Raw genomic sequence first — 25,369 nt, 5'->3', positions numbered from 1 at the left:
CGCGGCCCGATCGGGTCAGGCGTCGGCGCGTTCGCGCCACTGGGTCAGGGCGATGCCGTGGCCGTCCGGGTCCCGGAAGGCGGCCGCCCACACCTCCAGCCTGCTGCCGCGGTTCACCACGCGTGGGGCGTACGTGAAGCGGACACCGGAGTCGCGCAGTCGCCCGTACGCCGCCTCGATGTCGTCGACCTCGAGGTTGACGTGCACGAGCCGGCGGCTGATGGGCGCCGCCCCGGTCACCTCGCGCAGCACCAGTCGGGTCGCGCCGAAGGCGAGCACCGCGTTGCCGGTGCCCTGGTCGACCTCGGTGAAGCCGAGCATGTCGCGGTAGAAGCCGAGCGACCGGGCCAGGTCGGTGACGAGCAGGGTCAGGCCGACGCCACTGATCGGGCCGGCCGGGTCCGCCGCCGACGCTCCGTCGTACCCGAAGATCGCCTCGTCCAGGGCCTCGGCGGTGACGGTCTCGCGGGCCGCTCCCGCCGGGGTCGGATCGTCGAGCGGCAGGTCCAGCGGGTCCAGCGGGTCCGCGACGACCGGGCCGGTCCGCTGCGCCGGCGGGGCGTCGGTCGCCCGGTCCGCGCTGGGCGCGGACCGGGCCTGCGCCGCCGCGTCGACGTGGTCGTCGTCGGACCCGGCGACGCGGTCGTCCGGGTCGGCAGGGTCGACGCCGGGCTGGTCGAAGCGCTCCTCGGCCGGAGAACGGGGTGCGGGGGTGGCCCGCCGGGGCAGTCCCGCACCGGGCTGTTGCTCGACGACGACGCCTTCGAGGACCACCGGGCCGCCCGGGGTCTGGCTCACCACCACCGGCTCGCGCTCGTCCGGGCCGACGGTCCGGTCGTCGCGCAGTGGATCCGGGCCGCGCGGGTCGCGGAACGGGTCGCCGCCGCGCGGGTCGCGGAACGGATCGGGGCCGCGTGGGTCGCCGAACGGGTCGCCGCCGCGTGCGTCCCGGAAGTCGTCGTCGGGCGCGCGGTCCGCCCACGGCGGGGCGTCCTGCTGGATGAGCACCTCGTCCACGGGGTCGATGTCGCCGAACTCGGGCGGAAGATCCGCGACGGCCGCGGCGGTCTCGGCGTGGGTGGGCACCTCGTCCCAGAGGACCTTGACGTGCCGCTGGTCGTCGAGCGCGACCCGGATGGGCAGGGTCTGGCCCAACGACGGCCACTTGGAGACCGGCACCCGTGGCTCGATGATCTTCTTGGATCGGGGCGGCAGGCCGGGCGCGTCGATGACGAGTTGCAGCTCGCATCGGCCGAACGCGTACTGGGTGGGCGGTTCGGAGGCGCTGTGCACGTGCGCCACGCCGACCACCCAGGTGCGTCCGCCGCCCTTGACGGTGGCCAGCGCGATCGCCAGCACCAGCAGGGCGACGCCGAGCGCGACGATGGCCCAGCTGGTCATGCCCAGCCCGAAGAGGACGACGAAGGTGGCCACGGTGCCGAGCACCGTGCCGATCAGCTTGCGTACCGGCGCGATGGGCCGGTTCCCGCCATTCGCCACAGTGGACCTCCCGGGGGTCAGGGCCAGGCTAGGCCGGATCGGCCACCGGAGGAAAGACCGGCCGCCGCGCCGGCGCCGGGACCGGGTCGCTAGGCTGACCGTACCGATCCCAAGCGTTCCGCGCGTACAGGAGGAACCCAGCGTGTCCAGCAACAGCCCGGAAGAGCGCAGCCTCGTGCTGATCAAGCCCGACGCGGTTCGCCGCGGTCTGGTCGGCGAGGTCCTCTCCCGCTTCGAGCGCAAGGGGCTGCGGATCGACGCGATGGTGCACCGGACGATGGACGCCGCGCTCGCGGACGCGCACTACGCCGAGCACGTCGACAAGGCGTTCTACCCGCCGCTGAAGGACTTCATGACCGGCGGCCCGCTGGTCGCCCTCGTCCTCTCCGGCGACCAGGTGATCGACGTGGTCCGTGGGCTGGTCGGCGCGACCGACGGCCGCAAGGCCGCCGCCGGCACCATCCGGGGCGACCTGTCCCTCTCCAACCGGGAGAACCTGGTGCACGCCTCGGACTCGCCGGACAGCGCCAAGCGCGAGATCGCGCTCTGGTTCCCCGAGCTGGGCTGACGGCCTCCGGGTTCAGTCGACCGGCGGAATCTTCTCCGGGTTGCCCATCACGTAGATCCCGGTGATCCGACCGGCGGCGGCGGTGACGGTCATCGTGTAGCGGCCGCCGTCGCCGCGGGTGAGCAGCAGGGCCGGTTCGCCGTTCAACTCGACCCGACGCGCCGTCCACTCGCGGTGCGGGCCGTAGATCCCGGCGTAGAACCGGGCGACCCGGTCCGCGCCCCGGACCGGGTTGCGCGCGGAGCGGACGCGACCGCCGCCGTCGTTCCACGCCGTGACGTCCTCGGCCATCAGGCGGGTGAGCGTCGCCAGGTCCCCGTCGCGGGCGGCGGCGAGGAACGCGTCCAGCAACCGTTCACGTTCCGACCGGCTGGCGGTGAAACGGTTGTCCTCCTGACGTACGCGCGTCATCGCCCGGTGGTACAGCTGACGACAGTCCTGCGGGGTCCGGTCCAGGATCTCCGCGATCTCGGCGTACGGCAGGTCGAACGCGGTGCGCAGGACGTACACGGCACGCTCCGGCGGCGTGAGCCGTTCCAGCACGTGCAGCAGCGCGGTGGACAGCGAGTCACGCAGCTCCACGCGGTCCAGCGGACCGAACGGCGAGGGCTCGGTCGGCACCGGCTCGGGAAGCCACGGCCCGACGTACGTCTCGCGGGCCGCCTGCCGGGTCCGCAGCTTGTCCAGCGCGAGCCGGGTCACCACCCGCGACAGGTAGCGGCGGGGCTCGGCCACCGTCGAGCGGTCCACGCCCAACCAGCGCAGGTACGCCTCCTGGAGCACGTCCTCGGCGTCGTGCCGGCTGCCGAGCAGGCGGTAGGCGAGCCCGAGCAGCATCGGCCGGTGCGCCTGGAGCGCACCGGCCGCCTCTGCCGCCTCGGTCGTCACACCTGCGCCGGGGGCTCCGTGTGCGTCGTCACGGCGATGCGATTCCACACGTTGATTGTGGCGATCGCGAGGACCAGGTCGGCCAACTCCTTCTCCGACCAGACCTTCGCGGCGGCGTCCCACACCTCGTCCGAAACTCCGTGCTCGCCGAGCCGGGTCACCGCGTCGGTGAGCGCCAGCGCGGTCTGCTCCCGCTCGTCGAAGAACGACAGCGCCTCCCGCCAGGCGGCCACCGCGAACAACCGTCGACTCGACTCGCCGGCGGCGAGGGCGTCGCGGCTGTGCATGTCCACGCAGTACGCGCAGCCGTTCAGCATCGACGCCCGCAGCTTGACCAGCTCCAACACGGTGTGATCGACGTTCGCCTGGACGTACTTCTCCAGACCCGACACGGCCTGGTATCCCTGCGGCGCGACCTCGAAAAGCTCCATCCGTTGCACGGCAACCTCCCTGATCGGTTCGACACCGCTACGACGGTCGGGCCGGTCGCGCTGTGACAACCGGGGCTATGAGCCCGGTCACGTCGAGCGGGTCAGCCGCGGGTCGCGGGCACGGCGTCCGGGAGCACCTCGCGGGGGCGGGGGATCCGGACGACGCCGTCGACGTCGCCGGGCGGGCGGTCCCGGTCGCGGGGTGCGGGTCGCGACACCCCTGCGGCCAGCTCGCGACCCACCTTGATCATCGGTAGCTCGACCCAGCGGTAGAGCACGTCCGCGAGGACCAACGCCACCACCACGGCGGCCACGAAGATGCCGGTGCCGTGACGACCCAGGGCGGGCAGCAACCCGACCGCCGCGTGCGCGGCGATGGACTGGACCAGGTACATCGAGTACGACCGTTCGCCCACGAACACCAGCGGCCGCAGTCCCAGCACGCGGGCCAGGACGCTGCGCGACAGCAGGGCCGGCAGCAGCAGCGCGGCCGCCGCCGCGTAGCTCCCGATCAGCGCCTCCTGGCCGAAGCGGGCCGGCCAGTACCGCACGGCCACCTGCACCGCGGCGAAGGCCACGATCACCACGCTGGCGGTGACCGGATGGGTGAGCGGCCGGAACAGGGCGAAGCCGCGCGGGTGGTGCATCAGCACGGCCGTCAGGCAGCCGAGCAGGATCGCCACGTAGTGGATGGGCCAGCTCAGCCAGGCGATCTGCGGGGGAATCAGCGCGACGAGGAGCACGAGGAGCCCGAGGGTGACGGCGAGCCGGCGACGGAAGGCGCCGATCACCAGCACGAAGGCGATCGCCGGCCAGAGCAGGTAGAACTTCTGCTCGATCCCGATCGTCCAGGAGTGCAGGTAGGGGGCGTTCGCCGGCAGGAAGTCGTTGAGCAGCAGCAGGTAGTAGCCCAGCGAGCGTTCGACCGCGTCGGCGGTGCCGTTGAGCCGGGCCAGGGCCCAGGTCAGGAACAGCACGAGCAGGTACACCGGCATGATCCGGAAGAACCGCCGCAGGTAGAAGGCGCGCAGCGAGACCCGGCCGTAGCGGTGCTCCTCCCGCAGCAGCAGCGTCGTGATCAGAAAGCCGGAGAGCACGAAGAACAGGTGTACGCCGATCCAACCGGTCAACCAGGCCCAGGACGGGCCGCCGAAGTGGAAGGCGAAGACCATCACGGCCGCCACGGCCCGCAGGCCGTCCAATGCGGGGAACCGACGCATGGCCTGGAACTCGTCGTGGTTGAGCGGACGCACCGGCGAAGTCTGCGCGAGGCCGTTCCCGGGGTCAAGCCGCGCCGGCCGCCCGTTCGTGCCCTACGGACAACAGGCGTTCCGGCGGCCGTCACCCGGATCGCCGGCCGCGGTCATCTGCGCCCGGTAGACCCACGGGGTCAACCCATGACCGGGAGGAAGCATGACCGAGCTTGATCGACGTACCCTGCTGCGGGCCGGCCTGGTGGCCGGGGCCGGAGTCGCCGGCGGCGCTCTGTTGGGCGGCGCCGGCGCGAACGCCGCTCCGGCCTGGCGTCCGGCGGGACGCCCCGTGCTCACCCACGGGGTGCAGAGCGGCGACGTGACCGCGGACTCGGCGCTGGTCTGGACGCGGGCCGACCGCCCGGGCCGGATGCTGGTCGAGGTGAGCCGGCGACCCGACTTCCGGGGCGCGCGGCAGCTGCGCGGCCCGGTGCTGGGCGCCAACGCGGACTTCACGGGCAAGGTCCGGCTGCGGGGCCTGCCCGACGCCGAGCGGCTGCACTACCGGGTGCGGGTGGAGAGCCTGGACCGGCACGGGGTGGTCAGCGAGCCGTTGACCGGGTCGTTCACCACCGCGCCGGGCCGGCACCGCCGCCGGGACGTGCGCTTCGTCTGGACCGGGGACATCGTCGGGCAGGGCTGGGGGATCGATCCCACCTTCGGCGGGCTGTCGATCTTCCGGGCGATGCGCGCGGTCCGCCCGGACTTCTACCTGTGCAGCGGCGACACGGTGTACGCGGACGGTCCGCTCGTCGAGTCGGTCACGCTGCCCGACGGGCGGATCTGGCGCAACCTGGTCACCCCGGAGAAGAGCAAGGTCGCCGAGACGCTGACCGAGTACCGGGGACAGTTCGCCTACAACCTGCTCGACGAGCACCTGCGGGAGTTCGCGGCGGCGGTGCCGCAGATCAACCAGTGGGACGACCACGAGGTGCTCAACAACTGGTACCCGGGGGAGATCCTGGACGACCCGCGCTACACCGAGCGGCGGGTCGACGTGCTCGCCGCACGGGCCAGCCAGGCGTTCCACGAGTGGCTGCCGGTGCCGGACGACGGGCCGCTGTACCGGCGGATCTCGTACGGGCCGCTGCTGGACGTCTTCGTGCTGGACATGCGGACGCACAAGGACCCCAACGACGGCAACACGTACGCCGACCCGAAGCGCGGTCTGCTCGGCCGCGAGCAGCGGGAGTGGCTGATCCGGGAGCTGAAGCGGTCCACGGCGACCTGGAAGGTGATCGCCAACGACCTGCCGATCGGCGTCGTGGTGCCGGACGGTCCGGGCGCGCAGGAGGGTGTGGCGCAGGGCGACCCGGGCGCGCCGGCCGGGCGTGAGCTGGAGTTCGCCGAGGTGCTGCGGGCGACCCACCGGGCCGGGGTGACCGGCATGGTGTTCCTGACCGCCGACGTGCACTACTCCGCCGCGCACCACTACGACCCGGCGCGCGCGGCGGTCGGTGACTTCACGCCGTTCTGGGAGTTCGTCTCCGGCCCGGCGCACGCCGGCGCGTTCGGCCCGAACGCCCTCGACGGCACGTTCGGACCGCAGGCGGTCTTCGTGCACGCCCCGCCGCGGGCGAACACCTCTCCGGCGGAGGGCTTCCAGCACTTCGGCGAGGTGCAGATCGACGGCGAATCCGGTGCCCTGACGGTGAACCTGCGCGACCGCGACGGCGCCTCCCTCTGGACCACCACCCTCCCCACCCCCTGACCCCCGCCCGGCCTCGGTTGATCGAGAGGTTCGCGTCAGGATTCGGCCCGAATCTGACGCGAACCTCTTGATCACCGGGAGCATCCGAGCCGGGTCAGCCGGGGCCTGGCTTTACTCGGGGGCGGGGGAGCGGGCGGGTCTTGTATCGTTGGTCGTTGTAAGGCGATGACCCGGCCATCACCGGCGAGCCTCCGGAAGAACAGCCGGGTGACCGGCCCAGTAGAACCGGACGGGTCCGGCCCGTCACAGCCGGCCAATGAGCGGGCGGTCGATCCTGACCGCCAAGCGGGGTGGTACCGCGGGCCACCCGGGGAGCGTCGTTCGAGGCGTACCCCGGAGGGTTCGTCCTCGCAGACCCACGTTGAGTGAGCTGCGAGGAGAGCGACAGGCGATGGCCTATCCGTTGCACGACGCGACCGCCGCCGGTGTCCCGGCTAGCCCGGACCTGCCCGCGGTCGAGCGCCGGGTGCTGGAGCACTGGACGGCCGACAAGACCTTCGAGGCGTCGGTCGAGGCCCGTCCCGCGGGGACCGACGGCAAGAACGAGTACGTCTTCTACGACGGCCCGCCGTTCGCCAACGGCCTGCCGCACTACGGTCACCTGTTCACTGGGTACGTCAAGGACGTGGTGCCGCGCTACCAGACCATGCGCGGGCGGCACGTGGAGCGGCGCTTCGGCTGGGACTGCCACGGCCTGCCCGCCGAGGTGGTGGCGGAGAAGCAGCTCGGCATCACCAGCAAGGCGGAGATCATCGACCTGGGTGTGGCCCGGTTCAACGAGGCCTGCCGCACGTCGGTGCTCGAGTTCACCCAGGACTGGGAGCGGTACATCAACCGCCAGGCCCGCTGGGTCGACTTCACCAACGACTACAAGACCCTCGACCTGGACTACATGGAAAGCGTCATGTGGGCCTTCCGGACCCTGCACGACAAGGGTCTGATCTACGAGGGTTTCCGGGTGCTGGCGTACTGCTGGCGCTGTGAGACGCCGCTGTCGAACACCGAGACCCGGATGGACGACGTCTACCGGGACCGGCACGACCCCACGCTGACCGTGTGGTTCGGGCTGACCGCCGACGAGTCCGCCCCGGAGCTGCTGCGCGGGCCGGTCAAGCTGGGCGTCTGGACCACCACGCCGTGGACCCTGCCGTCGAACCTGGCGCTCGCCGTCGGCCCGGACATCGAGTACGCGGTGCTGGACCGCGACGGCGAGCGGTTCGTGGTGGGCGCGGCGCGGCTGGCCGCGTACGCCAAGGAGCTGGACGGCTACGAGCAGGTCGGCACGGTGTACGGCCGGGACCTGGTCGGACGCCGCTACACGCCGCTGTTCGACTTCCTCGTCGAGCAGGCCGGCGAGAACGCGTACCAGGTGCTCGGCGCCGAGTTCGTCACCACCGAGGACGGCACCGGGATCGTGCACCTCGCGCCGGCGTTCGGTGAGGACGACCAGAACGTCTGCAACGCCGCCGGCATCCCCACCATCGTCACCGTGGACGACCACACGCGGTTCACCGCGCTGGTCCCGCCGTACCAGGGTGAGCAGGTCTTCGACGTCAACAAGCCGGTGATCCGGGAGCTGAAGGAGCGGGGGGTGGTGCTGCGGCAGGACACCTACACCCACTCGTACCCGCACTGCTGGCGCTGCGACACCCCGCTGGTCTACAAGGCGGTGTCGTCGTGGTTCGTCGCGGTCACCCAGTTCCGGGACCGGATGGTCGAGCTGAACCAGGAGATCAACTGGACGCCCGGGCACATCAAGGACGGCTCGTTCGGCAAGTGGCTGGCCAATGCCCGGGACTGGTCGATCAGCCGGAACCGGTTCTGGGGCTCGCCGATCCCGGTGTGGAAGTCGGACGACCCGAACTACCCACGCCTGGACGTCTACGGCTCGCTCGCCGACATCGAGCGGGACTTCGGCGTACGCCTGACCGACCTGCACCGGCCGGCGGTGGACGACCTGGTCCGCCCCAACCCGGACGACCCGACCGGTCAGTCGATGATGCGCCGGGTGCCGGAGGTGCTGGACTGCTGGTTCGAGTCCGGGTCGATGCCGTTCGCCCAGGTGCACTACCCGTTCGAGAACGCGGACTGGTTCGAGCACCACTACCCGGGTGACTTCATCGTCGAGTACATCGGGCAGACCCGCGGCTGGTTCTACACGATGCACGTGCTGGCCACCGCGCTGTTCGACCGGCCGGCGTTCCGCAACTGCCTGAGCCACGGCATCCTGCTCGGCTCGGACGGGCGCAAGATGTCCAAGAGCCTGCGCAACTACCCGGACGTCTACCACGTCTTCGACTCGTACGGGTCGGACGCGATGCGCTGGATGCTGATGTCCTCGCCGGTGCTGCGCGGCGGAGACATGGCGGTCACCGAGACGCTGATCCGCGACGCCGTCCGGCAGGTGCTGCTGCCGCTGTGGAACGTCTGGTACTTCTTCTCGCTCTACGCCAACGCCGACGGCTACCGGGCCAAGCGGAGGACCGACGCTGAGCCGACCGGCGGCGGAGACGCCGCGGGCACCCTGCTCGACAGGTACATCCTGGCGAAGACCAACGAGCTGGTGTCGACGGTCGGCGCGCAGATGGACGCGTACGACATCTCCGGCGCGTGCGCCACCGTCCGGTCCTACCTGGACGCGCTGACCAACTGGTACGTGCGCCGTTCCCGGGACCGGTTCTGGTCCGGTGACGCCAACGCCTTCGACACGCTGTCGACGGTGCTGGAGACGCTCTGCCGGGTGGTGGCGCCGCTCGCGCCGCTGACCGCGGAGGAGATCTGGCGTGGCCTGACGGGCGAGCGGTCGGTGCACCTGACCGACTGGCCGTCCGCCGAGGAGTTCCCGGCCGACCACGACCTGGTGGCGGCCATGGACAACGTACGGGCGGTCGCCTCGGCGGCACTGTCGCTGCGCAAGGCCAAGGGGCTGCGCGTACGGCTGCCCCTGTCGACGTTGACCGTGGCGTCCCCGGCGGCGGAGCAACTGCGCCCGTTCGCCGACCTGATCGCCGACGAGGTCAACGTGAAGGCGGTGGAGTTCAGCGCCGAACTGGCCGCGTACTGCGAGCAGGTGTTGACCGTGGTGCCCCGGGCGCTCGGCCCGCGCGTCGGCAAGCAGGTCCAGCAGGTGATCAAGGCGGTCAAGGCGGGCGACTGGGAGCTCGTCGACGGCGCGCCGGTGGCGGCCGGCATCACCCTGGCCGAGGGCGAATACGAGCTTCGTCTCGTGGCCGCCGACGCCGAGCACTCCGCGCCGCTGCCCGGCGGCGAGGGCGTGGTCGTCCTCGACACCGAGGTCACCCCGGAGCTGGCCGCCGAGGGCCTGGCCCGCGACGTGGTGCGGGTGGTGCAGCAGGCCCGCCGCGACGCCGACCTGGACGTCTCGGACCGGATCGTGGTGTCGGTCTCGGCGTCCGAGGAGGTGCGCGCCGCGGTGGGGGCGTACCTGGAGTTCGTGTCGGGTGAGGTGCTGGCCGACTCGGTCGACTTCGCCGAGGGCCTCGACGGTTTCGCCGGTGAGGTCGGCGAGGGCGAGCGGGTGACGGTCACCGTCCGTCGGTCCTAGCGCACGCACGCGGACGCCTCCGCACCTCCGTCTGCGGGGTGTGGAGGCGTCCGCTACCGTGACACCGCCTGTTCGCACCTCATCTGCCGGAGGACCAGTGCCCCTGCTCTACACCATCGGCAAGCTCACCGTGGCGCCCGCGCTGCGGTTGGCGTTCCGCCCGGCCGTGGAGGGCCTGGAACACGTGCCGGAGACCGGCGGCGCGATCTTCGCCGGCAACCATCTCTCGGTGGCGGACGAGCTGTTCCTCGGCACGGTGGTGCCCCGGCACCTGGCGTTCTGGGCCAAGTCCGAGTACTTCACCGGCACCGGGGCGAAGGGCGCGTTCTCGAAGTTCGTCCTCACCGGTCTGGGTGCGATCCCGGTCGAACGGGCCGGCGGGCGTGCCGCGCTGTCCGCGTTCGACGCCGCCATCCCGGCGTTGCGGGGCGGTGACCTGGTGGTGGTCTACCCGGAGGGCACCCGCTCCCCGGACGGCAAGCTCTACCGGGGTCGGACCGGGGCGGCCCGGCTGGCGATCGCCGCCGGTGTGCCGATCATCCCGGTGGGCACGATCGGCACGGACAAGGCGCAGCCGATCGGTGCGCGGGTGCCGCGCCCCGGCACCGCCAAGATCACCGTGAAGTTCGGCAAGCCGCTGGACTTCACCGGCCGCCCGGACGACCGCGCCTCGCTCCGGCAGATGACCGACGAGGTGATGAGCGAGATCCAGAAGCTCACCGGCCAGGAGTACGTCCCGCGCTACGCCCCGAAGCGCGCCGACACCGACCCGGTCGCCGACGCCTGACCCAGGTGGCGAGCCGCCCTCGTGACCTTACGGAGCGTCACGGGAGCGGCTCAGCCCTGCTTGGGCTGGACGATCTGCGTGCGCAGGGTGTCCAGCAACGTGGCGCTGTCGGAGACGGAGAGCCGGGTGAACACCCCGGTGGCGATGCTGCCGTGGTCCACCGAGGTGCACACCACCACGTCGCCCCCGGCGGGTCGGCCGATCGCGCAGCGCTCGTGCCGGCCCCGTACGCCCGTCCGCACCGTCTCGGGCGCCTCCAACGCGTAGCGCTCACCGAGCCGCGTGATCTCCTCGTCCGCGTCCGCCTCGGGAGTCAGCCGGAAGCCGGTGCCGCCGAAGACCGTCACCTGCTTGCCGTCCGACGTCCGGTAGACGCCGGCGAAGGTGTCCTCGGCCAGCAGGTGCTCCTGGCGTACCTCCTTCTCCAGCTGCTTGGCCGTCTCGGAGCTGCTGTCGTCCTGCCGCAGGCTCAGGTCGGCGACCTGCTCGGGCAGCGCGGCGCTGGCCGGGTACTGGGACGAGATCGGCAGGCCGTAGTAGGCGGGACAGCCGCAGCAGCAGGCCAGGGAGAGCAGCAGCAGCCACGGCCAGCGCCGCCGCCGGCGGCGTGGTCGAGGGGGCGGGGCCTCCCGGCCCGGCGGTGGCGTGGCCGGACCCCGCCCCCGGCGCTGTTTCGGCACCGGAGCCGGCGGCGCCGGCCGGACCGGCGCGGCGGTCGGTGGGGGCGGCGGGGCAGGCCGGGCGTGCGGTGGCGGATAGGCGACCGGCGGCAGGTGGGCCGGCGGCGGCTGGTGGGCGGCGGGTTGGTGGTAAGCCGGCGGCGACACCGGGTGCGTGCCGACCGGCGGCGGTGAGACGGGGTGCGCGCCCATCGGCGGCCACTGCCGGGTGGCCGGCGGGACCGGGTAGTCCAGCGTCGGCGGCAGCGAAGGCAGTTCCGCAGACGGCAGGTCCCAGCCGCCGGTGTCCACCCCGGCCCACGGGTCGACCGGGGTGCGGTGCTCGGGCGGCTGCTCCGGCAGCGGCGGCGGGGTCGGCTCGGCCGACTCCCCCCAGGCGCGCCGACGCGGCAGCGGAGGCGGAACCGGCGCGGATCCGCTCCAGCGGGGCGCGGGCGGCGCAGGCTCGGGTGGCGCGGCGGGGGAGTCGGGGCTGTCACCCACGCGCTCGCGAGCGGTGGGCTCCGGCCCGGCGGCCGCCCCGGTCTCGGCTGCGGGCTTCTCGGCCGACGTCGCCGCAGGCTTCCCGGCCGGCTCGGGCTCGGCCGCGGGCTCCTGAGCCGTCGGGGCCGGCTCGGGCGCGGGCTCGGACAGCGTCGGGTCCGGCGTGGCCGCCGCAGGCTCGGCCGTCGCGGCCTCCGCCGGGGTCGCGGCGGTCGGTGCGGCCGCAGGTTCCGGCTGGTCGGGGGCGGCCGGCTGGTCCGGGGGTACGGGTGGGGAGGTCGACTCGTCGGCGACCGCCGGAGCGTCGTCCGGCTCCGGGCCAGGGGTGCGCCCGTCGGCCGGCCGAGCTCCCGGCTGGGGCTCCGGCATCGCGGCAATCTCCTCTCGCGCCGGTCCGAGGTTAGTACCGTGCCGCCACCACCGCCGCCCGGGCACCGGGGCGCGGGGCCCGAGGCGACCCGTCGGCGGCATCGTGGCGTGCGCGCGGCCACCTGCGGGCGGGCGCGTACCCTTGGGCATCATGAGTGCCCCGTCCACGACGCCGAGTGCGACCGCGACCAATTCGGGCGACGACTCCAGCTCGGAGAGTCTGACGCCGCGCCGCGACCTGGAGCTGTCGGTCTGGCCCCGGCTCGAGCCGTTGCTCCCGCAGATCTCCAAGCCGATCCAGTACGTCGGCGGTGAGCTGGGCGCGGTGGTCAAGGAGTGGGACGCGGCCACGGTGCGCTGGGCGCTGATGTACCCGGACGCGTACGAGGTGGGCCTGCCCAACCAGGGCGTGCAGATCCTCTACGAGGTGCTCAACGAGCTGCCCGACACCCTCGCCGAGCGGACGTACGCGGTCTGGCCCGACCTGGAGAGCCTGATGCGCACGCACGGCGTGCCGCAGTTCACCGTCGATGCGCACCGGCCGGTGCGCGAGTTCGACGTGTTCGGCATCTCCTTCTCCACCGAGCTGGGCTACACCAACATGCTCACGGCGATCGACCTGGCCGGCATTCCGCTGCTGGCCGCCGACCGCACCGACGCCGACCCGGTGATCGTGGCCGGCGGGCACGCCGCGTTCAACCCGGAGCCGATCGCCGATTTCATCGACGCCGCGGTGCTCGGCGACGGCGAGGAGGCCGTCCTGGAGATCACCGCGATCGTCCGGGAGTGGAAGGGCGAGGGCTCCCCGGGTGGCCGCGACGAGCTGCTGCTGCGGCTGGCGCGCACCGAGAGCGTCTACGTGCCGCGTTTCTACGACGTCGACTACCTCCCGGACGGCCGGATCCAGCGGGTCGTGCCGAACCGGGCGGACGTGCCGTTCCGGGTGCACAAGCGCACGACGATGGACCTGGACGCGTGGCCGTACCCGAAGAAGCCTCTCGTGCCGCTCGCCGAGACGGTGCACGAGCGCTACGCCGTGGAAATCTTCCGGGGCTGCACCCGGGGCTGCCGCTTCTGCCAGGCGGGCATGATCACCCGTCCGGTGCGGGAACGGTCGATCACCACCGTGGGGCAGATGGTGCGGGAGGGCCTGGAGTTCTCCGGTTTCTCCGAGGTGGGCCTGTTGTCGCTCTCCTCGGCCGACCACTCCGAGATCGGCGACATGTGCTCGGGCCTCGCCCAGCAGTACGAGGGCACGAACGTCTCGCTGTCGCTGCCGTCGACCCGGGTCGACGCCTTCAACATCGACCTCGCACAGGAGCTGTCCCGCAACGGGCGGCGTACCGGTCTGACCTTCGCCCCGGAGGGCGGGTCGGAGCGGATCCGCAAGGTCATCAACAAGATGGTGTCGAAGGAAGACCTGATCCGTACGGTCGTCACCGCGTACAGCAACGGCTGGCGGCAGGTGAAGCTCTACTTCATGTGCGGCCTGCCCACCGAGACCGACGAGGACGTCCTCGAGATCGCGGAGATGGCCCACGAGGTGATCCGGGCCGGTCGCGCCGCGACGGGCTCCAAGGACATCCGCTGCACGGTCTCCATCGGCGGGTTCGTGCCGAAGCCGCACACCCCGTTCCAGTGGGCCTCCATGGAGCGCCCGGAGGTGATCGACGGCCGGCTCAAGATGCTCAAGCAGGCCATCAACGCCGACCGTTCGCTGGGTCGGGCGATCGGCTTCCGCTACCACGACGGCGAGCCGTCGCTGATCGAGGGCCTGCTCTCCCGCGGAGACCGCCGGGTCGGCTCGGTGATCCGCAAGGTCTGGGAGAACGGCGGCCGGTTCGACGGGTGGAGCGAGCACTTCTCGTACCAGCGCTGGGTCGACGCGGCGGCCGAGACGCTGCCCGCGTTCGGGGTGGACCTCGACTGGTACACCACCCGCCAGCGCGACGAGCTGGAGGTCCTGCCCTGGGACCACCTGGACTCGGGCCTGGACAAGGACTGGCTGTGGCAGGACTGGCAGGATTCGCTGAGCGAGTTCGAGCAGGACGACTGCCGGTGGACTCCGTGCTTCGACTGCGGCGTCTGCCCCTCCATGGACACCGAGATCCAGATCGGCCCGACCGGCAAGAAACTGCTGCCCCTGACGCCGATCACCCCGCTGAAGACCCCCGCCCCCTGACCCGACCCCGGGGGTTTGCGGTGCTGAGTTTCGAGGAGCGAGACGATCAGTAAGAGAAACCAGCCGGAGGGTGGGCAGGCGCCGGTCGTCCAGCGCGCCCGCATCCGGTACGCCAAGCGCGGGCCGCTGCGGTTCACCTCGCACCGGGACTTCGCCCGGGCCTTCGAGCGCGCGCTGCGCCGTGCCGCCGTACCGATCGCGTTCTCCCAGGGCTTCACCCCGCACCCGAAGATCTCCTACGCCAGCGCCGCCCCGACCGGGGTGGCGAGCGAGGCGGAGTACCTGGAGATCGGCCTTCAGGCGCCGGTCGACCCGGAGGCGCTGCGCGCCGCGCTCGACGCCGCGCTCTCGCCCGGGCTGGACGTGCTGGAGGTGGTGATCGCCGAGGGGGGCAGCCTGGCCGACCGGATCGAGGCGTCGCACTGGCGCATCGAGCTGCCCGAGGTCGACGCGACGACGCTGCGCGCCGCCGTGGACGCGTTCACCGCCGCCGACGAGGTGTTGGTCGAGCGGATGACCAAGCAGGGACGACGGACCTTCGACGCTCGCGCGGCAGTCATGTTGATCGATGTGCTCCCCCCGACGCCGACGCCTTCCGGGGTACCGGCCGTACCGTGTGCGATACTCGAACTGGTCGTGCGGCAGGTCACCCCGTCCGTGCGGCCCGATGACGTCCTTTCCGGCCTCCGCGTGGTGGCCGACCTGGAGCCGCCGGTCTCGCCGAGGGTGACCCGGCTGGCTCAGGGCACGCTGACCGCGCAGGGTGCGATCGTGGATCCGTTGGATGCGGACCGCGGCGGGGCAGCCATCGTTGGGCACTGACCGACGGTCAGCGCTCTTGCAGGCAGACTTCGGCGGTCGCGCACCACGCGCGCCCGGCGGAAACACTTTTGCGGCGACCCTGCGTGGCAGCGCTCACCCGCGCCCGGGGCAGCCAGAACTGGAGAACGTCCATGCTCGAGAACGAGCCCGAGGGCGGCGAACGGACCGGTTCACAGCCGGCCCCCGACACCGCTGAGCAGAACAGCACCACCGGCGCGGAGCAGACCGCGGCCGAGAGCGCCGAGCCCGCCGCGCCGCCGCGACGGGCGCGGGCGACCCGGCGTCGAGCCGCCCCGCTCAACCAGCCGGAGCAGGCCGAGGCGCCCGTCGAGGCGTCCACCGGTGGGGTCGGCGCCGTCGAGTCGCCGCAGGCGGAGGTCTTCGCCCCGATCTCCGGTGACCTCGACGTCCCCCCGAAGACCCCCCGCCGCCGTCGCAAGGCCGCTCCGGTCGAGACGACCGCCGAGGAGCCGCTGGTCGCCGCCAGCGCGGAGCTTGCGTCCCCCGAGGTCGTCCCTCCGGTCAAGGTGACCCGCACCCGGCGCAAGAAGGCGACGCCCGCCGTCACCCAGCCCGAGCCCGCCGCCGCCGTCGAGCCGGAGACGGCCGCCGAGGAGCCGGCCGCGGTCACCGAGCCCGAGCCCACCCCGGCCGACGAGTCCGCCGCCGAGACGCCGGCGGAGTCCGACCTGCGGGAGGCCGAAGCCGAGCTGAACGAGGCGCAGACCCCGCCGGGCGCGGCCGAGCAGGCGTTCGGCGACGTCGAGCCCGGTGTCGCCGTGGCGAATGTCACCGACGAGCCGATCGAGCCGGCCGAGGCCGTCGAGCCCGAGCCGCCGAAGACCCGCCGTCGTCGCGCCGCGCTCTCCGCGCCCACCGTGTTGTTCATGGCGCCGCAGCCGGACGCCGTGCCAGTGGTGAGTCGCCCGGCGGAGCCCGCCCCCGTCGCCGAGGAGCCGGCCGTCGAGGCCGAGCCGTCCCGCCGCCGTCGGCGCGGCCGCCGCGACGCGGAGCCGGTGGAGCCGGTCGAGGCCGTCGAGGCCGAGGAGGAGCCGACCGAGGAGACCGACGAGGTCGCCGAGGTGGACGAGGACGACGAGGACAGCGCCGCCGCGCGCCGTCGCCGTCGCCGTGGTCGCCGTGGTCGGGGCCGGGGCAAGGGCGGCGCCGACGAGTCCGAGGACGAGGAGTCCGACGAGGCGGCGCAGGCCGAGGAGGAGACCGCCGAGGCCGAGTCCGAGGGCGAGGCCGACGAGGACGAGGAGTCCGAGGGCGGGGACGGGATGACCCGCCGTCGCCGTCGCCGTCGCCGCCGGGGCGCGGGTGACACCGAGGGTGCCGCCGACGACGGTGTGCCGACCGTGGTCAAGATCCGCGAACCTCGTCGTACCGTGGACGAGGTCCAGGGCGTGTCCGGCTCGACCCGGCTGGAGGCCAAGCGCCAGCGTCGCCGGGACGGCCGGGAGCAGCGGCGTACGCGGCCGCCGATCCTCAGCGAGTCGGAGTTCCTCGCCCGCCGGGAGGCGGTGGACCGGGTGATGGCGGTCCGGCAGCGCGGTGACCGTACCCAGATCGCGGTTCTCGAGGACGGCGTGCTGGTCGAGCACTACGTCACCCGCAACTCCTCCGGCACCATGGCCGGCAACGTCTACCTGGGCAAGGTCCAGAACGTGCTGCCCAGCATGGAGGCGGCGTTCGTCGACGTCGGGCGGGGCCGCAACGCGGTGCTCTACGCCGGCGAGGTCAACTGGGACACCTCCGGGCTGGAGGGGCGGGCCCGCTCGATCGAGCAGGCGCTGCGCTCCGGCGACTCGGTGCTGGTCCAGGTCACCAAGGACCCGATCGGGCACAAGGGCGCGCGGCTGACCAGTCACATCGCGCTCTCCGGCCGGCACCTGGTCTACGTGCCCAACGGCAACGCGTCCGGGATCAGCCGCAAGCTGCCGGACACCGAGCGCAAGCGGCTGCGGGACGTGCTCAAGAAGCTGGTCCCGGACGGCGCCGGCGTGATCGTCCGGACGGCCGCCGAGGGCGCCAGCGAGGACGAGCTGGCCCGCGACGTCAAGCGGTTGCAGGCGCAGTGGGAGGACATCCAGGCCAAGGCCGCCGAGGGTGGCGCGCCGGTGCTGCTCTACGAGGAGCCCGACCTGGTCATCCGGGTGGTCCGGGACCTGTTCAACGAGGACTTCCGCGAGCTGGTCATCGAGGGCGAGCAGTCGTACGGCATGGTCGAGTCGTACCTGTCGCACGTCTCCCCGGACCTGGTCGACCGGGTCCGCCGGCACGTCGGCACGAACGACGTGTTCGCCGAGTACCGGATCGACGAGCAGATCATCAAGGGTCTGGACCGCAAGGTGTTCCTGCCGTCCGGTGGCTCGCTGGTGATCGACAAGACCGAGGCCATGACGGTCGTCGACGTGAACACCGGCAAGTACACCGGCTCCGGCGGCAACCTGGAGGAGACGGTCACCCGCAACAACCTGGAGGCGGCGGAGGAGATCGTCCGCCAGCTCCGGCTGCGGGACATCGGCGGCATCGTGGTGATCGACTTCATCGACATGGTGCTCGAGTCGAACCGGGAGCTGGTGCTGCGCCGGCTCACCGAGTGCCTGGGCCGGGACCGCACCAAGCACCAGGTCACCGAGATCACCTCGCTCGGCCTGGTGCAGATGACCCGCAAGCGGATCGGCGCGGGCCTGCTGGAGGCGTTCAGCGAGACCTGCGACTGCTGCAAGGGTCGGGGTGTCATCATCCACACCGAGCCGGTGCCGGAGAAGCCGCGCAACGGCGGGACCGCGGAGAAGGTCAAGGCCGTCGCGTCGTCGGCGCCGGCCGCCCCGGCCGCGGAGAACGGCACGCCGTCCTCCCGCCGCCGGGCGCGCAAGAGCGCCCCGGCCGAGCGCGCGGTGGTCGAGGTCGTCGACACGGACAACCACGCCGAACCGAACGACGACTACCAGGACACCATGGGGTACGACCTGTCCCGGTACGAGACGGAGACGGAGGCCGCTCCGGCGGTGTCCGACAGCCTGCGGGGTGAGTCGGCCCGGCTGGCCGCGGCGGACGACCCGGACGCTCTCGCTGACGCCGACGGCGACGAGGAGGCCGCCGAGGGTGGCACCGGGCGCCGTCGTTCCCGCCGGGGTGGCGCCCGTCGGCGGACCCGCCCCTGACGCCTGACCGGCCCGGTGTTTGACGAGGTCCCCTTCCCGGCAATGTGACGGGGGAGGGACCTCGTCGCTCGGGTCAGCCCGACGCGGGAACGTCCGGTCCCGGTCAGGAGAAGAAGATGCGTCGCCTGCTCGCCCGTACCCTGCTGGTAGCCGTACTCCTGGCCGGAGCGGGCTGCTCCGACGACCGCTCGGCTGGTGCGGGCCCGACCGCGGGTTCCGGGCCGACGGGTCCGGTCGTCACGCCGCTGGGCGGTGGCGCGGCGGGCGGTGACGCCCGGGTCTGCGCCGAGGCGCGGCGGGCCGGGGCCACCGCCGTCCGGGAGTACGTCGAGGAGCTGGGCCGGATGGTCGCGGCGGCGGGCGCGGGTGACACCGCGACGGCCGACGCGGCCCGGACCCGGGCGCAGGCGGCGCTGGCCGCCTGGCGGGCCGCGCTGCGCGAGCAGGGGGCCCTGGCCACCGACGCGCAGCTCAGGACGCTGCTCAGTGACCTCGGCACGGAGGTCGCCGCCCTCGGCGTCGACGTCGAGTCGATCGACGAGACCGAGCTGGACCGGCTCCAACAGCGGCTCGACCAGCTCTGCGCCCGGTGACCGGGGCGGGCCGGTTTGGGGTCCACACCCGCGATGGCGTACTCTTGCCTACGGCCCACCTTTGGTGTGCCGAGTTCCCGCGTGCCCGCGCCGCCGTGCACTGCTACCCGGCGAGCCGCCGCGGGGACGACCAGTCAGCAGCCTCAACGACAGGGAGTCCGCCTCCGATGTACGCGATCGTCAAGACCGGCGGCAAGCAGTACAAGGTCGCCGAGGGCGACGTGATCGAGGTCGAGAAGCTCACCGGTGCCCCCGGTGACGCGGTGAAGCTCACCGCGGTGCTCCTCGTCGACGGTGACGACCTGGTGACCGACGCGGCGAAGCTTGCCGAGGTCGCGGTGTCCGGCGAGATCGCCGCGCACACCAAGGGCCCGAAGATCCGGATCCACAAGTTCAAGAACAAGACCGGCTACCACAAGCGCCAGGGTCACCGCCAGCCGTTGACCCAGGTCAAGGTGACCGGCATCTCCAGCGGGAAGTAGGTCGTCCTCCAATGGCTCACAAAAAGGGTGCGTCCAGCTCGCGTAACGGTCGTGACTCCGCGGCCCAGCGACTCGGCGTGAAGCGCTTCGGTGGTCAGGTCGTCAGCGCCGGTGAGATCCTCATCCGGCAGCGTGGCACCAAGTTCCACCCCGGTGACCTGGTCGGCCGTGGCGGCGACGACACGCTGTTCGCCCTGGCCGCCGGCTCGGTCCTGTTCGGTACCAAGCGCGGTCGCAAGACCGTCAGCATTGTTCCGCAGCAGTAGTTCTCTTCGCTGAGCGGGCCGCGGACCTCCGGGTCCCGGCCCGCTCGGCTTTTTTCAAGTGCGGGGTCGACCCTCGCTGGAAGGATTGACGCCGTGGCGACGTTCGTTGACCGGGTCGTCCTGCATCTGCAGGCCGGCGATGGTGGGCACGGTTGTGTCTCGATCCACCGCGAGAAGTTCAAGCCCTTCGGCGGGCCGGACGGCGGCAACGGCGGCCACGGCGGCAGCGTGTCGCTGGTGGTCGACCCGCAGGTGACCACGCTGCTCGACTTCCACTTCCACCCGCACGTCAAGGCCGACAACGGCAAGGGCGGCGCCGGGTCGAACCGGGACGGGGCCAACGGTCGCAACCTGGTGCTCAAGGTGCCCAACGGCACGGTCGTGCAGACCACCGACGGCACCGTGCTGGCCGACATGGTCGGCGCCGGCACCACCTTCGAGGTGGCCCGGGGCGGGCGTGGTGGGCGCGGCAACGCCTCCCTGGCCAACGCCCGGCGCAAGGCGCCCGGCTTCGCCGAACTGGGGGAGCCCGGCGACCAGCTCGACATCGTGCTGGAGCTCAAGAGTGTCGCCGACGTGGGCCTGGTGGGTTTCCCGTCGGCCGGCAAGTCGTCGCTGATCTCGGTCATCTCCGCCGCGAAGCCGAAGATCGCCGACTACCCGTTCACCACCCTCGTGCCCAACCTCGGCGTGGTCCGGCTGGACAACCACACCTTCACCGTCGCCGACGTGCCGGGCCTGATCCCCGGCGCGGCCACCGGCAAGGGCCTGGGCCTGGAGTTCCTGCGGCACATCGAGCGTTGCGCGGTCCTGGTGCACGTGATCGACTCGGCGACCCTCGAGCCGGGTCGCGATCCGGTCGCCGACATCGACGCGATCGAGGCCGAGCTGAGCCAGTACGGCGGGCTGACCGACCGCCCCCGACTGGTGGCCGTGAACAAGGTCGACGTGCCGGACGGCCGGGACCTTGCCGAGATCGTCCGCCCCGACCTCGAGGAGCGCGGCTACCGCGTGTTCGAGGTCTCGGCGGCCACCCGGGAAGGGCTCAAGGAGCTGACGTACGCGATGGCCGAGCTGGTCGAGGCCGAGCGTAAGGCCGCGCCGCCGGCCGAGCCGACCCGGATCGTGATCCGGCCGATGGCCGTGGACGACGCCGGCTTCACCATCACGGCCGAGGCGGACGGGTCGTTCACCGTGCGCGGCGTACGCCCGGAGCGGTGGGTCAAGCAGACCAACTTCGACAACGACGAGGCCGTGGGCTACCTCGCCGACCGGCTGGCCCGGCTCGGCGTGGAGGACAAGCTCGCCAAGGCCGGCGCCGAGCCCGGTGACCTGGTCCGGATCGGTGAGCGCGAGTTCGACTGGCAGCCGACGCTCTACGCGGGTGTGGAGTTCGTGCCCGGTAACCGGGGCACCGACGTACGCCTGGAGGACAAGTCGACCCGGGCGTCGGCGGCGGAGCGGCTCGCCGCGCGCAAGGCCCGCCGGGTGCGCCCGGAGGACGAGATCGGCGCGGACGAGGTCGACGCGGACGCGGGCGACGACGACATCGAGGATGACGCCGAGTAGCCGGTTGCGCTCCGTGATCGGGTTGATTGCCGGAAACCTCCGCGAAATCCAGCCCGCTTAGCGTCGGGTGATGCTGATCGAGTCGCGGCCCGCCATCGATCCCGAGATCGCCGCCCTGGTCGTCGCCCAGCAGCGTGAGCTGCGCGAGGCCGACGGCGGGTTGGACGGGCAGGTCACCGTCACCCACGACGACATCCGCTACCTGGCGGTGGTGGTCCGCGGTCGGGCGGTCGCCTGTGGCGGGCTCCAGTCGCTCGACGCCGTCACCGGCGAGATCAAGCGGATGTACGTGCGGCCGTCGTACCGGGGCAGGGGTATCGCCCGGCAACTGCTCGCCGCTCTCGAGGAGTGCGCGTTCCGGCAGGGGCACACGGTGGTCTGCCTGGAGACCGGCACGTACCTGCCGGCGGCCATCGGCCTGTACACGTCCTGCGGGTACGAACCGATCCCGGTGTACGGCGAGTACGTGGGCAACCCGTACAGCGTCTGCTTCGCCAAGCGGCTCCCGGTCGCGGCCTGACGGCTGGCGGCGAACCCGGCGGCCGGCGGCGGTCCGGCCGGCCGCGCGGCGGCCTCAGGCGCCGGTCTCGGCGTGGGCGACGGTGACCGGCTTCGACTCCGGCGACGCGTGCTGGCGCAGCACGATGCTCAGCAGGATCAGCGCGCCGACCGCCAGGAACTCGCTCTGCCAGTTCTGCATGGACTGGAACCAGAAGTCGCTCGTGCCGAGGAAGTCCCACGCGCTGATCGGCGGCGCTCCGCTCTGCAACGCCTGCTCCTCGTTGTACGCGGCGGTGCCGCCGAGCAGGTGCCCGACGAACGAGCCGGCGAAGATCAGCAGCAGCGCGATGGAGAGGCTGTTGCGGTAGACCACCAGCGGCAGACCGCCGGCGCGGACCGGCCACGGCGACCGCGCGGTGGCGTGCCGCACTTCGTCCTCCGGGCGGTCGGTCTGGTCGACCGGCTTCGACTCGGCCGAGCCGCGCTGCACCAGGTACGCGGTGAGCAGCACGTACCCGCCCATCTGGAGGAACTCCGACTCCCAGTTCTCGAAGACGGCCTCGGCGAAGTGACCGCTGGCCAGGTACGAGGGCCAGCTCAGCGGGGCCGCGCCGAACTCGACCAGCTCCTCGTTGTGGGTCTGCCAGCCGAAGACGCTCTGCAGGACCAGGAACACCACGAAGGCGCCCAGCATCGCGGCGGCGAGCGCGTTGTCACGTATCCAGCGAGGCATCATCGACCCCCTCCACGGATCACCACCCGTGACGTACCCCGCCCTCCGTCGCTCTCAAACTCTGCGAAGCGGCAGCTCAGGGCCGGTCGATCGGGTTGTCGAGGCGTCCGCCGGTCCCGGCCTCGTTCGACAGCAGCAGGCCGAGCGCCAGCATGCCGAAGCCGAGCGCGAGGTGCAGCCAGTTGTCGGCGCCGTTGACGGGCAGGATGTTCGCGCCCCCCTCCTCGTCGATCGCCTCGATCGCCAGCCCGTACAGCCAGAGGGCGAGGTAGATCGCCCCGCCCCCGGCCAGGAAGACCCGCGCGCCGGCCACGCTGCGGGCCAGCACCAGACCCACCAACCCGAACAGCAGGTGTACGGCGTTGTGCAGGATCGAGACCTGGAACACGCCGAGCAGCTTGGCGTCCGAGTGGTGCCCGGCGAAGGTCAGCTCGCCGTAGTCGGTGGTGATGCCGGGGATGTAGCCGAGGACACCGATCAGCAGGAAGATTCCGGCCACGACCAGCGCGGCGACCTGCACCCGCGGTCGGGGCGCGGCCGGTCGGCCACCCCGCGCGTCTCGTGCCATCGGTGCCCCTTTCGTGGATCTGCCCGGTCCCGCGAACGTCGCTGTCCGCAGCGGCGACGTGACGCAGCCCGACGATCCTCCATTTTGAAGTCCGTCCCGACGCTCGCGCAGAGAAATGCACGAACAGGTATGGAAGCCAAAACGCCGGGTAGGTGAGTTGTCAGCGGCCACGGCGACACGGCCGCACCCCCCAGCACAACCGCGACGACACTTCCGAGCGGAAGGGAAACCATGACTTACGATCTGTCACCCACGTCTTCCACGTACGGTCACGAGTCCACCAACGGCGGCGGCGTCCGCGAGCAGGCCCGCCACGTCGGGTCCGAGGCGGCGCACGCCGGTGGCGCGGTCGCCCAGACCGCCAAGGAGCAGGGCACCGAGGTCGGCCGTGAGGCCGTTCGGCAGGCCCGCAACCTCTACGGCGAGGCGCGCAGCCAGCTCGCCAGCCAGACCGGTGAGCAGCAGCGCCGCGCGGCCGGTGGACTGCGGTCGATCGCCGACGAGATGCGTTCGATGGCCGAGCAGGGTGGTCAGGCCGGTCCGGTGAGCGAGCTGGCCCGTCAGGCCGCCGACCGGGTGCACGGCGTGGCCGGCTGGCTCGAGGAGCGCCAGCCCGGCGACCTGATCAACGAGGTACGCGACTACGCGCGACGCAACCCGGGCACCTTCCTGGTCGGCGCGGCGGTGCTGGGTGTGCTGGCCGGTCGACTGACCAAGGGCATCTCGGCCTCCGGTGACGACTCCGGCAACGGTTCCGCGGGTTACCGCGGCGCGGGGGCGTACGACCCCGAGCGCACCGCCGTGATCCCCACGCCGCCGCCGGCGCCCCGTACGGCCGCGGACGCCACCCCGGCCGGCGGCTACCTCGACCCGACCCCGGGCACCTACACCGAGCCGACCCCCGGCGGTTACGCCGACCCGGCCCCGGGCGGCTACAGCGACCCGGCCCGTCAGGGCGACTACACCGAGCCGGCCGGCACCGGTCAGCCGCTGCCGCCGGTGACCCAGACCGACCCGCTGCCGGGCGTGCCGTCCAGCGGCAGCCCCCGCCCGTGAGGCGCCGAGTCATCCGAAGGGAGGCGGCGGCATGACCATGCCGACGCAGGGGTCCGGACTGGACTCCGGATACCGCCCCGACGCGGGTGCCCCGCACACCGCGGCCGAGGTGAAGGGCAGCTCGATCGGCGACCTGATGCGTCAGGTCACCACCGACCTGTCGACGTTGATGCGCCAGGAGGTCGAGCTGGCCAAGGCCGAGATCCGCCAGGAGGGCAAGAAGGCCGGCAAGGCCGCGGGCCTCTTCGGCGGCGCCGGCTTCGGCGGCTACATGGTGGCCCTTTTCGTGTCGATCGCCATCTGGCAGTTCCTGGACAACGTCATGGACTCCGGCCTCGCCGCGCTGATCGTGGCCGTGATCTGGGCCGTGGTCGCCGCCGTCCTCTACTCGGCGGCCAAGAAGAACGCCCAGCACGTACGCGGGCTCAGGCAGACCAACGACAGCGTGCAGCGGATCCCCGACGCGCTCAAGCCCCACCCGGAGGGAGTCACCCGATGAGCACCGACCCCGACCAGATCCGCCGGGAGATCGAAGCCACCCGCAACAGCCTCAGCTCCGATGTGGACGCGCTGGCGTACAAGGTCAGCCCCAGCCGCATCGTCGACGACCGCAAGCAGCGGGCTCGCTCCGCGCTGCAGAATGTGAGGGACAAGGTCATGGGAACCGCTTCCGACCTCGGCCACGGCACCGGCCACGCCGCCCACTCGGTGGGCGACCGCGCGTCGTCGGCGGCGTCCAGCGTCAGCGACGCCGCGCACTCGGCGGCCTCCTCGGTCAGCGACGCCGCCCACAGCGCGCCTCGCGTGATCCGGCAGAAGTCGCAGGGTAACCCCCTCGCCGCCGGCCTGATCGCCTTCGGCGTGGGCTGGCTGGCCTCCTCGCTGATCCCCGCCTCTCGCCGGGAGCAGCAGGCGGCCGCCCAGGTCAAGGAGAAGGTCGGCGAGCACAGCGCCGTCGTCAAGGAGAAGCTGGGCGAGGTGGCCAGTGAACTCAAGGACGAGCTGCGCGAGCCGGCCCAGCACGCTGCGGACTCGGTGAAGGCCACCGCCCAGGACGCGGTGCACGCGGTCAAGGACGACGGCCGCTCGGCCGCTCAGGACGTCAAGGACCAGGCACAGCAGGCCCGCCAGCAGGTCAGTTCCTAAGGACAGCAACGCGAACGACGGCTCGCAGCCACCCCGGGTGGTT

General features: G+C 72.3%; 22 protein-coding genes. 15 read left to right on the top strand and 7 right to left on the bottom strand.

Annotated elements, in window-relative coordinates; translation table 11 throughout:
• Positions 1-15: 15 nt before the first annotated feature.
• Positions 16-1,500: a VOC family protein gene (locus ACQPZK_RS25005; RefSeq protein WP_433535304.1), complete on the bottom strand. Its 1,485-nt coding sequence runs from the start codon at positions 1,498-1,500 to the stop codon at positions 16-18.
• 142 nt (positions 1,501-1,642) lie between these two features.
• On the opposite strand from ACQPZK_RS25005, the gene ndk reads away from it, so the two are divergent.
• A complete protein-coding gene (ndk, locus tag ACQPZK_RS25000; protein WP_355248259.1) occupies positions 1,643-2,068 on the top strand; it encodes a nucleoside-diphosphate kinase in 426 nt (141 codons plus the stop codon).
• Positions 2,069-2,080: 12 nt separating this feature from the next.
• Here ndk and sigJ read toward each other — a convergent pair whose 3' ends face one another.
• From sigJ to ACQPZK_RS24985, 3 genes are all read right to left on the bottom strand, one after another.
• Positions 2,081-2,956, bottom strand: a complete 876-nt coding sequence (gene sigJ, locus ACQPZK_RS24995) for an RNA polymerase sigma factor SigJ (RefSeq protein ID WP_433535303.1) — start codon at positions 2,954-2,956, stop codon at positions 2,081-2,083.
• Entirely contained in the window at positions 2,953-3,387 is a 435-nt protein-coding gene (locus tag ACQPZK_RS24990) for a carboxymuconolactone decarboxylase family protein (protein ID WP_433535302.1), read from the bottom strand. Before ACQPZK_RS24990 ends, sigJ begins: the two co-directional genes overlap by 4 nt.
• A gap of 101 nt (positions 3,388-3,488) precedes the next feature.
• Positions 3,489-4,640, bottom strand: coding sequence for an acyltransferase family protein (locus ACQPZK_RS24985; RefSeq protein ID WP_433535301.1), 1,152 nt, complete (start codon positions 4,638-4,640; stop codon positions 3,489-3,491).
• A gap of 160 nt (positions 4,641-4,800) precedes the next feature.
• Between ACQPZK_RS24985 and ACQPZK_RS24980 the strand changes: the two genes are divergently transcribed.
• From ACQPZK_RS24980 to ACQPZK_RS24970, 3 genes are all read left to right on the top strand, one after another.
• Complete coding sequence (locus ACQPZK_RS24980; RefSeq protein WP_433535300.1) at positions 4,801-6,351, top strand: alkaline phosphatase D family protein; 1,551 nt, start codon at positions 4,801-4,803, stop codon at positions 6,349-6,351.
• Between the two features lie 391 nt (positions 6,352-6,742).
• Positions 6,743-9,916 carry an isoleucine--tRNA ligase gene (gene ileS / locus ACQPZK_RS24975; RefSeq protein WP_433535299.1) on the top strand — a complete coding sequence of 1,058 codons (3,174 nt, stop codon included), beginning with the start codon at positions 6,743-6,745 and terminating at the stop codon, positions 9,914-9,916.
• A 97-nt stretch (positions 9,917-10,013) separates the two neighbouring features.
• On the top strand, positions 10,014-10,703 hold the full coding sequence (locus tag ACQPZK_RS24970; RefSeq protein WP_433535298.1) for a lysophospholipid acyltransferase family protein: 690 nt from the start codon (positions 10,014-10,016) through the stop codon (positions 10,701-10,703).
• A 50-nt stretch (positions 10,704-10,753) separates the two neighbouring features.
• Here the strand turns inward: ACQPZK_RS24970 and ACQPZK_RS24965 are convergent, their stop codons facing one another.
• Complete coding sequence (locus tag ACQPZK_RS24965) at positions 10,754-12,235, bottom strand: hypothetical protein (RefSeq protein WP_433535297.1); 1,482 nt, start codon at positions 12,233-12,235, stop codon at positions 10,754-10,756.
• A 151-nt stretch (positions 12,236-12,386) separates the two neighbouring features.
• Here ACQPZK_RS24965 and ACQPZK_RS24960 point away from each other — a divergent pair, with 151 nt between their 5' ends.
• The 8 genes from ACQPZK_RS24960 to ACQPZK_RS24925 all read left to right on the top strand — a co-directional run bounded on the left by ACQPZK_RS24960 (position 12,387) and on the right by ACQPZK_RS24925 (position 21,842).
• Complete coding sequence (locus tag ACQPZK_RS24960; RefSeq protein ID WP_433535296.1) at positions 12,387-14,417, top strand: TIGR03960 family B12-binding radical SAM protein; 2,031 nt, start codon at positions 12,387-12,389, stop codon at positions 14,415-14,417.
• 126 nt (positions 14,418-14,543) lie between these two features.
• Positions 14,544-15,239 carry a TIGR03936 family radical SAM-associated protein gene (locus ACQPZK_RS24955; RefSeq protein ID WP_433539304.1) on the top strand — a complete coding sequence of 232 codons (696 nt, stop codon included), beginning with the start codon at positions 14,544-14,546 and terminating at the stop codon, positions 15,237-15,239.
• Between the two features lie 131 nt (positions 15,240-15,370).
• Entirely contained in the window at positions 15,371-18,412 is a 3,042-nt protein-coding gene (locus tag ACQPZK_RS24950) for an Rne/Rng family ribonuclease (protein ID WP_433535295.1), read from the top strand.
• A gap of 116 nt (positions 18,413-18,528) precedes the next feature.
• Positions 18,529-19,005, top strand: a complete 477-nt coding sequence (locus ACQPZK_RS24945; protein WP_433535294.1) for a hypothetical protein — start codon at positions 18,529-18,531, stop codon at positions 19,003-19,005.
• A 167-nt stretch (positions 19,006-19,172) separates the two neighbouring features.
• Positions 19,173-19,487 carry a 50S ribosomal protein L21 gene (gene rplU, locus ACQPZK_RS24940; RefSeq protein WP_007464063.1) on the top strand — a complete coding sequence of 105 codons (315 nt, stop codon included), beginning with the start codon at positions 19,173-19,175 and terminating at the stop codon, positions 19,485-19,487.
• 11 nt (positions 19,488-19,498) lie between these two features.
• Positions 19,499-19,753: a 50S ribosomal protein L27 gene (rpmA, locus tag ACQPZK_RS24935; RefSeq protein ID WP_043966727.1), complete on the top strand. Its 255-nt coding sequence runs from the start codon at positions 19,499-19,501 to the stop codon at positions 19,751-19,753.
• 93 nt (positions 19,754-19,846) lie between these two features.
• Complete coding sequence (gene obgE / locus ACQPZK_RS24930; RefSeq protein WP_433535293.1) at positions 19,847-21,322, top strand: GTPase ObgE; 1,476 nt, start codon at positions 19,847-19,849, stop codon at positions 21,320-21,322.
• Between the two features lie 70 nt (positions 21,323-21,392).
• A complete protein-coding gene (locus ACQPZK_RS24925) occupies positions 21,393-21,842 on the top strand; it encodes a GNAT family N-acetyltransferase (protein WP_433535292.1) in 450 nt (149 codons plus the stop codon).
• Between the two features lie 54 nt (positions 21,843-21,896).
• Here the strand turns inward: ACQPZK_RS24925 and ACQPZK_RS24920 are convergent, their stop codons facing one another.
• Both ACQPZK_RS24920 and ACQPZK_RS24915 read right to left on the bottom strand, forming a co-directional pair.
• Complete coding sequence (locus ACQPZK_RS24920) at positions 21,897-22,559, bottom strand: DUF6766 family protein (protein ID WP_433535291.1); 663 nt, start codon at positions 22,557-22,559, stop codon at positions 21,897-21,899.
• Between the two features lie 73 nt (positions 22,560-22,632).
• Positions 22,633-23,124 (bottom strand): DUF4383 domain-containing protein, encoded by a 492-nt coding sequence (locus tag ACQPZK_RS24915; protein ID WP_433535290.1) that lies wholly within the window; start codon positions 23,122-23,124, stop codon positions 22,633-22,635.
• Between the two features lie 231 nt (positions 23,125-23,355).
• Here ACQPZK_RS24915 and ACQPZK_RS24910 point away from each other — a divergent pair, with 231 nt between their 5' ends.
• Genes ACQPZK_RS24910 through ACQPZK_RS24900 form a run of 3 tightly spaced genes read left to right on the top strand, consistent with a single transcriptional unit; the run spans position 23,356 to position 25,326 of the window.
• Positions 23,356-24,180 carry a hypothetical protein gene (locus ACQPZK_RS24910; protein ID WP_433535289.1) on the top strand — a complete coding sequence of 275 codons (825 nt, stop codon included), beginning with the start codon at positions 23,356-23,358 and terminating at the stop codon, positions 24,178-24,180.
• Between the two features lie 31 nt (positions 24,181-24,211).
• Positions 24,212-24,679, top strand: a complete 468-nt coding sequence (locus tag ACQPZK_RS24905; RefSeq protein WP_433535288.1) for a phage holin family protein — start codon at positions 24,212-24,214, stop codon at positions 24,677-24,679.
• A complete protein-coding gene (locus ACQPZK_RS24900) occupies positions 24,676-25,326 on the top strand; it encodes a DUF3618 domain-containing protein (RefSeq protein ID WP_433535287.1) in 651 nt (216 codons plus the stop codon). The genes ACQPZK_RS24905 and ACQPZK_RS24900 overlap by 4 nt, the downstream gene beginning before the upstream one ends.
• The last annotated feature ends 43 nt before the right edge of the window (positions 25,327-25,369 follow it).

The sequence above is a fragment of the Micromonospora sp. CA-249363 genome (genome assembly GCF_050950185.1).
Lineage (GTDB): Bacteria > Actinomycetota > Actinomycetes > Mycobacteriales > Micromonosporaceae > Micromonospora.
This window is presented reverse-complemented; position numbering and strand designations above follow the sequence as displayed.

Bases quoted from the DNA above. Each gene is read 5' to 3' on its own strand.
- ACQPZK_RS24990 (WP_433535302.1), bottom strand. From the start codon at position 3,387: ATGGAGCTTTTCGAGGTCGCGCCGCAGGGATACCAGGCCGTGTCGGGT.
- ACQPZK_RS24980 (WP_433535300.1), top strand. From the start codon at position 4,801: ATGACCGAGCTTGATCGACGTACCCTGCTGCGGGCCGGCCTGGTGGCC.
- ileS (WP_433535299.1), top strand. From the start codon at position 6,743: ATGGCCTATCCGTTGCACGACGCGACCGCCGCCGGTGTCCCGGCTAGC.
- ACQPZK_RS24965 (WP_433535297.1), bottom strand. From the start codon at position 12,235: ATGCCGGAGCCCCAGCCGGGAGCTCGGCCGGCCGACGGGCGCACCCCT.
- ACQPZK_RS24960 (WP_433535296.1), top strand. From the start codon at position 12,387: ATGAGTGCCCCGTCCACGACGCCGAGTGCGACCGCGACCAATTCGGGC.
- ACQPZK_RS24950 (WP_433535295.1), top strand. From the start codon at position 15,371: ATGCTCGAGAACGAGCCCGAGGGCGGCGAACGGACCGGTTCACAGCCG.
- ACQPZK_RS24945 (WP_433535294.1), top strand. From the start codon at position 18,529: ATGCGTCGCCTGCTCGCCCGTACCCTGCTGGTAGCCGTACTCCTGGCC.
- rplU (WP_007464063.1), top strand. From the start codon at position 19,173: ATGTACGCGATCGTCAAGACCGGCGGCAAGCAGTACAAGGTCGCCGAG.
- rpmA (WP_043966727.1), top strand. From the start codon at position 19,499: ATGGCTCACAAAAAGGGTGCGTCCAGCTCGCGTAACGGTCGTGACTCC.
- ACQPZK_RS24925 (WP_433535292.1), top strand. From the start codon at position 21,393: ATGCTGATCGAGTCGCGGCCCGCCATCGATCCCGAGATCGCCGCCCTG.
- ACQPZK_RS24920 (WP_433535291.1), bottom strand. From the start codon at position 22,559: ATGATGCCTCGCTGGATACGTGACAACGCGCTCGCCGCCGCGATGCTG.
- ACQPZK_RS24915 (WP_433535290.1), bottom strand. From the start codon at position 23,124: ATGGCACGAGACGCGCGGGGTGGCCGACCGGCCGCGCCCCGACCGCGG.
- ACQPZK_RS24910 (WP_433535289.1), top strand. From the start codon at position 23,356: ATGACTTACGATCTGTCACCCACGTCTTCCACGTACGGTCACGAGTCC.
- ACQPZK_RS24905 (WP_433535288.1), top strand. From the start codon at position 24,212: ATGACCATGCCGACGCAGGGGTCCGGACTGGACTCCGGATACCGCCCC.
- ACQPZK_RS24900 (WP_433535287.1), top strand. From the start codon at position 24,676: ATGAGCACCGACCCCGACCAGATCCGCCGGGAGATCGAAGCCACCCGC.